This is a genomic window from Ahrensia sp. R2A130, from assembly GCF_000179775.1.
In the GTDB taxonomy this organism is placed as follows: domain Bacteria; phylum Pseudomonadota; class Alphaproteobacteria; order Rhizobiales; family Rhizobiaceae; genus Pseudahrensia.
The window spans coordinates 272,628-280,836 of record NZ_AEEB01000005.1; the positions used below are offsets into that span (position 1 = coordinate 272,628).

An 8,209-nucleotide genomic window follows, 5' to 3' on the forward strand; every position below is an offset into this window, starting at 1 on the left:
ATTCGTCAGAGTGGGCTCCTCGGAGACCCGCTCTTTTTTATGCCTGAAAGCCAATTGGAGAATATCGTGTCCGAAGCCATGCCCCCCCTTACAGAAAACGACCGTGCAGATGCCCGCCTCGTTAAAGAGGAAGGCCTCGACGCCAAGGTTGCGTCCGTCATCGCGCCGGTGATCGAAGACCTCGGCTACCGCCTCGTGCGCGTACGCATGGTGGACCATAACGGCCTGACCATGCAGATTTTTGCCGAACGCCCGGACGGCACCATGTCGGTGGGCGAGTGCGAGATCATATCGAAAGCGCTGTCGCCCGTGCTGGATGTCGAAGATCCTGTCACTCAGGCCTACAACCTCGAAGTCGGCTCGCCGGGCATTGATCGCCCGCTCGTGCGCCGTTCCGATTTTGAAACATGGACCGGCCACACCGCGAAGATCGAGACGGCATATCTGGTGGATGGCCGCAAACGCTTTCGCGGCAAACTGGTGGCTGTCGACGGCGAGATAGTGAAGTTGCGCCGCGACAATGCCGCATCCGGCGAGGATAAAGATGCCGACGTTCCGCTGCACGCCATCGCATCCGCTTCGCTGGTGCTGACAGATGATCTCATCCGCGAAGCGCTGAAGCGTGACAAATCGCTTCGTGAGGCCAACAAGAATATCGACGCCGATACTGACAATTCTTAAACGAAATTACGCCGGTTCCGCCGGCACCTCTAGGGAGATACCCTCATGGCCGTAGCTGCCAACCGACTGGAACTGATGCAGATCGCCGATGCGGTCGCCCGCGAGAAATCGATCGACCGCAAGATCGTGCTCGACGCCATGGCAGACGCCATCGAGAAAGCGGCAAAAGCCCGCTACGGTCTGGAAACCAACATCCGCGCCGACATCAACGAGAAGACCGGCGAAATCAAACTCCAGCGTCTTCTTCTTGTGGTCGAAAAGGTCGAAGACCCTGACACGGAAATCCTGCTGGCAGACGCCAAGCACAAGAACGAAGCTGCCGAGCTTGGTGTTCATATTGGTGAACTTCTGCCGCCGATGGACTTTGGCCGCGTCGCCGCCCAGTCCGCCAAACAGGTTATCGTGCAAAAAGTGCGTGACGCTGAACGTGACCGCCAGTTTGCCGAATTTGAAAACCGCACCGGCGAAATCATCAACGGCACCGTCAAGCGGGTCGAATACGGCAACGTCATCGTGGACCTTGGCCGCGCCGAAGCGATCATCCGCCGCGACGAGCTGATCCCGCGCGAAATGTACCGCTATGGCGACCGCGTTCGCGCTTACATCTACGACGTGCGTCGCGAACAGCGCGGCCCGCAGATCTTCCTGTCGCGCACCCATCCGCAGTTCATGGCGAAACTCTTCCAGATGGAAGTGCCGGAAATTTACGACGGCGTCATTGAAATACGCGCCGTTGCCCGCGATCCGGGTTCCCGCGCGAAGATCGCCGTTATCTCCAACGATTCCGGTATCGACCCTGTGGGTGCCTGTGTCGGTATGCGCGGTTCGCGCGTGCAGGCTGTCGTCGGCGAATTGCAGGGCGAAAAAATCGACATCATTCCGTGGTCGGAAGAAGCTGCCGGTTTCATCGTCAACGCACTTCAGCCCGCTGAAGTCGCCAAAGTTGTTCTCGATGAAGACAAGGCCCGCATCGAAGTCGTCGTACCCGACGAGCAGCTTTCGCTCGCCATCGGTCGTCGTGGCCAGAACGTGCGTCTCGCGTCGCAGCTCACCGGCTGGGACATCGACATTTTGACCGAAGAAGAAGAGTCCGGTCGTCGTCAGGCAGAATTCAGCGCCAACACCTCCACCTTCACCGAAGCGCTCAACGTCGACGAGATGGTCGGCCAGCTTCTGGCATCGGAAGGCTTTTCCGATCTGGAAGAGGTCGCCTATGTCGAGCAGGACGAGCTGGCCATGATCGAAGGTTTCGATGATGACACCGCTGCCGAACTGCAGGCCCGTGCCAAGGAATTCCTTGAGAAAAAAGAGCAGGGCCTCGACGCCAAGCGCAAGGAACTCGGCGTTGCCGACGATCTGCGTCAGGTGCCAGGCATCACAACGGCCATGATGGTCGCGCTCGGCGAGTCCGACGAAGAGATCAAATCGCTGGAAGATTTCGCAGGCTCCGTGGCCGACGATCTCATCGGTTACAACGAGCGCAAGGACGGCGAACTCATCCGTCACACCGGTCCGCTGTCGACCTTCGGGTTGTCGCGTGTGCAGGCTGACGAAATGATTATGGCTGCCCGCATCGAAGCAGGCTGGGTGACCGAAGAAGATCTTCGCGAGCCGGAGCCGGTCGAAGAAGAAGCGGTCGAAGAAGAAGCAGTGCGTCCAGACGTGGTCAACGTCATCGAGGACACAACCATCAAGGCACCTTACTGATCGATACGGACACGGCAGACCCCGACCCCACAGAAGAAGAGCTGGAAACCCGGATGGCGGAACGCCGCTGCATCGTCACGGGTGACCATGGCGATCCGGCCTCCGGCGAAATGATTCGTTTCGTTTGCGGGCCGGATGGCTCGGCCGTGCCGGATTTGAAGGGCAATCTGCCGGGGCGCGGGGCATGGGTGAAAACCCACCGCGCCACGTTGGAGCAGGCCATCGCCAAACGCGCATTTTCTCGCGGCTTCAAAAAGCAGATTGCGGTGGCAGATAACCTTCCCCACATGGTGGACGCGCTGCTGGAAACTCGCGCGCTCGATGCGCTGGGCTTTGCCCGCAAAGCCGGTGAATGTATCGCAGGCTCCGGCAAGGTGGACAGCCTTATCCGCAACGACAAAGCGTTGGCTTTGCTGCATGCGACCGATGGTGCTGATGATGGATTGCGCAAGTTGCGGCAGGCAATCTTCTCCACGACGGGGGAAGAGGATGGTATTCCTCTCATCCGCGCGTTTACCGCAGATCAAATGAGTTTGGCTTTAGGGGCGACTCATGTGATACACGCAGCCATGACGACTGGAGGGGCAGCGAAAAACGCGCTATCCCGCATCCGACAGCTGGAGCGCTATCGCGCTGAATGACGAATTACCGGCTGACGGAATAATAGAGAACCGAAACACCGTGAACGGAGCCATTTCGATGGTCAAACGCACGACAAAACGGTTGCCACGATAATGTCGGCAACACGATGAGACATTCATGAGACCGGCCCCGCATAACCAAGGGGGTCAAAAAGGGTAAGCACACAGCATGAGCGACAGCACGACGGGCGATGACAAAAAACGGGGCACCTTGTCCCTGAAGCCCCGCGCACCGGGTACGGTACGCCAGAACTTCTCCCATGGCCGAACCAATTCGGTCGTGGTCGAGACGAAGAAACGCCGTATCGTCAAACCGGGCGGCGGCGAAGAAAAAGCGGTGTTCGCGCCGAAGACCGAGTCGGTCGCCCCGCCACCACCGCAGCCCGCGCCGGAAACCCGTGCAGCATCTGCAGCGGCTGCCCCCAAGCCAAAAATCGATGTCGACCGTGGCAACCTTTCCCGTGGCGAAATGGATGCCCGCGCACGCGCGCTTGAAGAAGCGAAAATCCGTGAGGCCGAGGACGCCAAGAAAGAAGCTGAAGAGGCCGAGCGTCGTAAAAACGAAGACGCTGCCGCCCGTGAGGCCCGCGAAAAACGCGAAGCCGATGAAGCTGCCGCTGCTGCGCGCAAAGTCATCGACGACGAAGCCAAGGCCAAGAAGGAAGCGGAAGACGCCCGTATGGCGGCAGCTGATGCATCTGCTGCTGCAGCTTCTGCCGATCCAGACGCGATCACCAAGTCAGGTGCAGCGCCCAACGCGTTGCGCGCCGTCGAACGGCCCAAAGAAGCACCGAAACCTTCACGCCCCAAGGCCGAAGATGACCGTCGCCGCACGAAACTTACCCTGTCGAATGCGCTGACCGCCGATTCTGCACGTTCCCGCTCGCTCGCTTCCATGCGCCGCCAGCGTGACAAACAAAAACGCGGCCAGAAAAGCTCCGGCCCACGCGAAAAGGTGATGCGCGAAGTGACGATCCCGGACACGATCACAATTCAGGAACTCGCCAACCGCATGTCGGAACGCGCCGTGGATGTGGTGAAACTTCTCATGGCCCAGGGCCAGATGATGAAGCCGGGCGATCTGATCGACGCCGATATGGCGCAGCTCATCACCGAAGAAATGGGTCATACCGTTCTGCGCGTGTCGGAAGCTGACGTCGATGTCGCCACCAGTGAAGAGCCGGACAACGACGCCGATATGGTTGTCCGTCCGCCGGTCGTCACCATTATGGGTCACGTCGACCACGGTAAGACATCGTTGCTCGACAAAATTCGTGAAGCCCGCGTTGCAGCCGGTGAGGCCGGTGGCATCACTCAGCACATCGCCGCCTATCAGATCGAACGCGACGGCAAGAAAATCTCGTTCCTCGATACTCCAGGCCACGCGGCCTTCACCGCCATGCGTTCGCGCGGTGCGGAATCGACCGATATCGCGATCCTCGTGGTGGCCGCAGACGACAGCGTCATGCCGCAAACCATCGAGAGCATTTCGCACGCGAAAGCTGCAGGTGTGCCGATGATCGTGGCCATCAACAAAATGGACACGCCAGGTGCCGACGCGCAAAAAGTTCGCACAGAGCTTCTGCAGCACGAGGTCTTCGTGGAAGGCATGGGCGGCGAAATTCTCGACGTCGAAGTTTCCGCCAAAACCGGTGACGGCATCGACAACCTGCTCGACGCCATCAATCTGCAAGCTGAATTGATGGAGCTGAAAGCCAACCCTGACCGCGAAGGCGAAGCCGTCGTGATCGAGGCACGGTTGGACAAAAGCCGCGGTGCGGTGGCAACAGCCATCGTTCAGCGCGGTACGCTCAATATCGGCGACATCATCGTGGCGGGCGCAGAGTGGGGCCGCGTTCGTGCCATGCTCAACGACAACGGCACCCAGCTGAAAGAAGCCGGTCCATCGACACCGATCGAAATTCTGGGTCTTTCCGGTGCGCCTTCTGCCGGTGACACAATCGTCACCGTGGAAAGCGAAGCCCGCGCCCGTGAAATCTCCGACTATCGCGCCCGCAAGGCCCGCGAGATGCTGGTTGCCGCTCAGGCCGGTCAGCGCGGTTCGCTGGAACAGATGATGTCGGTCCTGCAGGAAAAAGGCGCCTCACTGGCACCTTTGGTCATCAAGGCCGATACGCAGGGTTCGGTCGAAGCCATCGTATCCTCGCTCAACGGTCTTGGCACCGACGAAGTGCAGGCACAGGTCGTGCATTCCGGCGCCGGTGGTATCACCGAAGCCGACGTGACGCTGGCCATGGCATCTGAAACACCGATCATCGCCTTCAACGTGCGTGCCAACAAACAGGCTCTCGACCTCGCCAAGCGCGAAGGCATCGAGATCCGTTACTACTCGGTGATCTACAACCTCATCGATGATGTTCGCGACACGCTGTCGGGCATGCTGGCACCGGAGCGCCGCGAAACCTTCATCGGTTACGCCGACATTCTGGAACTCTTCACCCACTCCAAAGTGGGCAAGGTCGCCGGTTGCCTCGTCACCGAAGGCCACGTGGAACGCGGCATGGGCGTTCGCCTGCTGCGCGACGATGTAGTCATCCACGAAGGCGAACTCGCCACGCTTAAACGCTTCAAAGACGAAGTCGCGCGTGTGGACAGCGGCACCGAGTGCGGCATGGCCTTCAAAAAATACGAAGACATGCGCAAAGGCGATCGCATCGAGTGCTTCACGGTCGAAATGATCGACCGTTCGCTGGAGGCTTAAACTATTGCAATTCGGCCTGGCCGGATTGATCCATCGTTTCGTTTGCGTCGTCGCGGCGAGTTATCTTTGGATCAGTCCGGCCTATGCTGAAGTCTGTGACAAGATGGGAAACACGGTCCTTGGTGCGCCGATTTTCTATGTTGTCTGCACGGTGCTTCTCTTTGGTGTCGCTGGCTTCATGCTCTGGAGAGCATGGGTTTGGTTGGTTGCCAGTATTGTGCCCGCGCTCTTCGCTATGTCTGCCTATCTCGATATGACAACCAAAAACGAAGGAATACGTCACCTCATTCAGTCTGGTGTCAAAGAAGGGTGCCTCATGGAACCGCGCTGGGCATTCGGGGTGTGGCTTTTCGTATTCGTCGCGACATTGGCCGTTTGGGCGAAGAAGCAAGTTTCGAGTGAATGAAATTTATGACAGAGGCTAGTTTCACCATTACCTATGATCTGCAGCCCGACGATCTAGCTGCGATGATGGCAGATCGCGAGCGGCATGTTTTGCCACGTGTCAAAACGACGGCATATTATATTTTGCTCTCACTCTTCGCATTTTCATTCTGCGTCGGGTTGTGGGTTTGGTCGAGGAAAGGTTTTGAGGAAGCTACGCTCTTATTGGGGCTAAGCGGTTTCTTCCTCATCGCTATCCCGCTGGCACGAATGGTTTTGCCGAAGTATTTTGCACGTTTCTATCATCGCAAACTGGCACTCCACGGCACCGCCATCGAAACGAAATTTGCGCCCTCTGGCATCCATTCCGCAGGTGGCGGCATTTCATCTGATATGGAATGGCGAACGGTCATCAAATTGACGCGCACGCCGCGCCATTTCTTTTTTTGGGTCAATAAGGTGCAAGCTATCATCATTCCGCTGCGCACCATGCCGGACGAGGCGGACCAGCAAGCACTGTGGGCGCTTGCCGAACAAAATTTCGCAGGAGCGAATAAATGAAAAAGAACAAAGGCCCATCGCAGCGCCAGCTTCGCGTCGGAGAACTCGTGCGCCACGCGCTCATGGATGTGCTCGCGCGTGAACAGCTGGACGATCCGGTGCTGGCTTCCGCGATGATCACCATTTCCGAAGTCCGTATGACCGCCGATCTGAAGATCGCGAACTGCTACGTCTCGCTCCTCGGCGGCGGTGATATGGAAGCCGTGTTGAAGGCGCTCGGCCGTGCTGAAGGGTTCCTGCGCGGTCGCTCCGGCCCCCATCTTTCCCAAATGCGCTCTATGCCAACATTCCGTTTCCGCGAAGACACGAGCTTTGAAAATTTCGCCAGGATCGACGCCTTGTTGAAATCGGACGCCGTGAAGCGTGATCTGGTGGAGCCGGAAGAAAACCGCCCCGACATTCGTCTGGAAGGTCGCTCTTCCAAGCGGCTCGACCGGAAGGACGGTTGAGCAATGGGTCGCCGTAAGAAGGGCCGTGCCGTAAGCGGCTGGTTGGTGCTCGACAAGCCTTTGGAAATGGGCTCGACCCAAGCCGTCGGCAAACTGCGCTGGCTGTTCGACGCGCAAAAGGCAGGCCATGCGGGCACGCTGGACCCGCTCGCCACTGGCGTGTTGCCCATCGCTTTCGGCGAGGCCACCAAAACCATGCCCTATGTGACGGACGGCCAAAAAGCATACCGCTTCACAGTGCGTTGGGGCTCTTCCACCAACACTGATGACGCAGAAGGCGAGATTACCGCCAGCAGCGACGAACGCCCTACCCGCAACGATATCGAAGCCCTGCTGCCGTCCTTCACCGGCACCATCGAACAGGTGCCGCCAGCATTTTCCGCAATCAAGATCGACGGCAAACGCGCCTATGCCGAAGCCCGCGCCGGGCGCGAAGTCGAGCTTGCAGCCCGTCCCGTGGAAATCGACACATTCGAGTTAGTGGACATTCCCGACGACACCCATGCGGTGTTCGAGGTCACCTGCGGCAAAGGCACGTATGTTCGCGCACTGGCCCGCGATATGGGCGCACGCCTGGGTTGCCACGGCCACATTCGCGACCTGCGCCGCACCTTTGTCGAACCTTTCGAAGAGGAAGACGCGATACCGCTGTCCGAACTGCTCGAACTCGAAGGTGATCTCGCCGCATTAGACGAACATCTCATCAGCCCGCTCGAAGCGATGGACGGTTTTCCTGAAATCAAATTATCATCGGACGAAGCCCGCCGCGTTGGCCTCGGAAACTCCATCATCCTGCGCGGCCGCGACGCGCCGGTAGAAGAACAAGACGTCTGCGCCATCCACCGTGGCGACCTGATCGCCATCGGCAATATAGAAAAAGGCAGCTTCCAGCCCCGCCGCGTGCTGGTGCAAAATTAGCTAGCTGCTTGTGATAGCAAGTCTCAGCCAAACATTTGCCATTGAAGCAAGCCTCAAGCGCGTCTATTCCTACCCCGGCGCACCCATAGCTCAGCTGGATAGAGTGTCGCCCTCCGAAGGCGAAGGTCGCAGGTTCGAATCCTGCT

The 8,209-nt window shown here is 58.7% G+C and carries 8 protein-coding genes; all 8 read left to right on the top strand.

The genetic code is table 11. From position 1 onward, the window contains the following. The first annotated feature begins 39 nt into the window (after positions 1-39). Positions 40-681 (top strand): ribosome maturation factor RimP, encoded by a 642-nt coding sequence (gene rimP, locus R2A130_RS07620; protein WP_009464456.1) that lies wholly within the window; start codon positions 40-42, stop codon positions 679-681. A gap of 45 nt (positions 682-726) precedes the next feature. Next, positions 727-2,388: a transcription termination factor NusA gene (gene nusA, locus R2A130_RS07625; protein ID WP_009464457.1), complete on the top strand. Its 1,662-nt coding sequence runs from the start codon at positions 727-729 to the stop codon at positions 2,386-2,388. Continuing rightward, positions 2,388-3,029, top strand: coding sequence for an RNA-binding protein (locus R2A130_RS07630; protein WP_256364872.1), 642 nt, complete (start codon positions 2,388-2,390; stop codon positions 3,027-3,029). Before nusA ends, R2A130_RS07630 begins: the two co-directional genes overlap by 1 nt. A gap of 169 nt (positions 3,030-3,198) precedes the next feature. Then, complete coding sequence (gene infB / locus R2A130_RS07635; protein ID WP_009464460.1) at positions 3,199-5,751, top strand: translation initiation factor IF-2; 2,553 nt, start codon at positions 3,199-3,201, stop codon at positions 5,749-5,751. Between the two features lie 4 nt (positions 5,752-5,755). Further along, positions 5,756-6,157 (top strand): hypothetical protein, encoded by a 402-nt coding sequence (locus R2A130_RS07640; protein WP_009464461.1) that lies wholly within the window; start codon positions 5,756-5,758, stop codon positions 6,155-6,157. Between the two features lie 62 nt (positions 6,158-6,219). After that, entirely contained in the window at positions 6,220-6,696 is a 477-nt protein-coding gene (locus R2A130_RS07645) for a YcxB family protein (RefSeq protein WP_198008664.1), read from the top strand. Then, positions 6,693-7,145 (top strand): 30S ribosome-binding factor RbfA, encoded by a 453-nt coding sequence (gene rbfA, locus R2A130_RS07650; protein WP_009464463.1) that lies wholly within the window; start codon positions 6,693-6,695, stop codon positions 7,143-7,145. Before R2A130_RS07645 ends, rbfA begins: the two co-directional genes overlap by 4 nt. A 3-nt stretch (positions 7,146-7,148) precedes the next feature. Next, positions 7,149-8,063, top strand: coding sequence for a tRNA pseudouridine(55) synthase TruB (gene truB, locus R2A130_RS07655; protein WP_009464464.1), 915 nt, complete (start codon positions 7,149-7,151; stop codon positions 8,061-8,063). Positions 8,064-8,209: the final 146 nt, after the last annotated feature.

Bases quoted from the DNA above. Each gene is read 5' to 3' on its own strand.
- rimP (WP_009464456.1), top strand. From the start codon at position 40: ATGCCTGAAAGCCAATTGGAGAATATCGTGTCCGAAGCCATGCCCCCC.
- nusA (WP_009464457.1), top strand. From the start codon at position 727: ATGGCCGTAGCTGCCAACCGACTGGAACTGATGCAGATCGCCGATGCG.
- infB (WP_009464460.1), top strand. From the start codon at position 3,199: ATGAGCGACAGCACGACGGGCGATGACAAAAAACGGGGCACCTTGTCC.
- R2A130_RS07645 (WP_198008664.1), top strand. From the start codon at position 6,220: ATGATGGCAGATCGCGAGCGGCATGTTTTGCCACGTGTCAAAACGACG.
- rbfA (WP_009464463.1), top strand. From the start codon at position 6,693: ATGAAAAAGAACAAAGGCCCATCGCAGCGCCAGCTTCGCGTCGGAGAA.
- truB (WP_009464464.1), top strand. From the start codon at position 7,149: ATGGGTCGCCGTAAGAAGGGCCGTGCCGTAAGCGGCTGGTTGGTGCTC.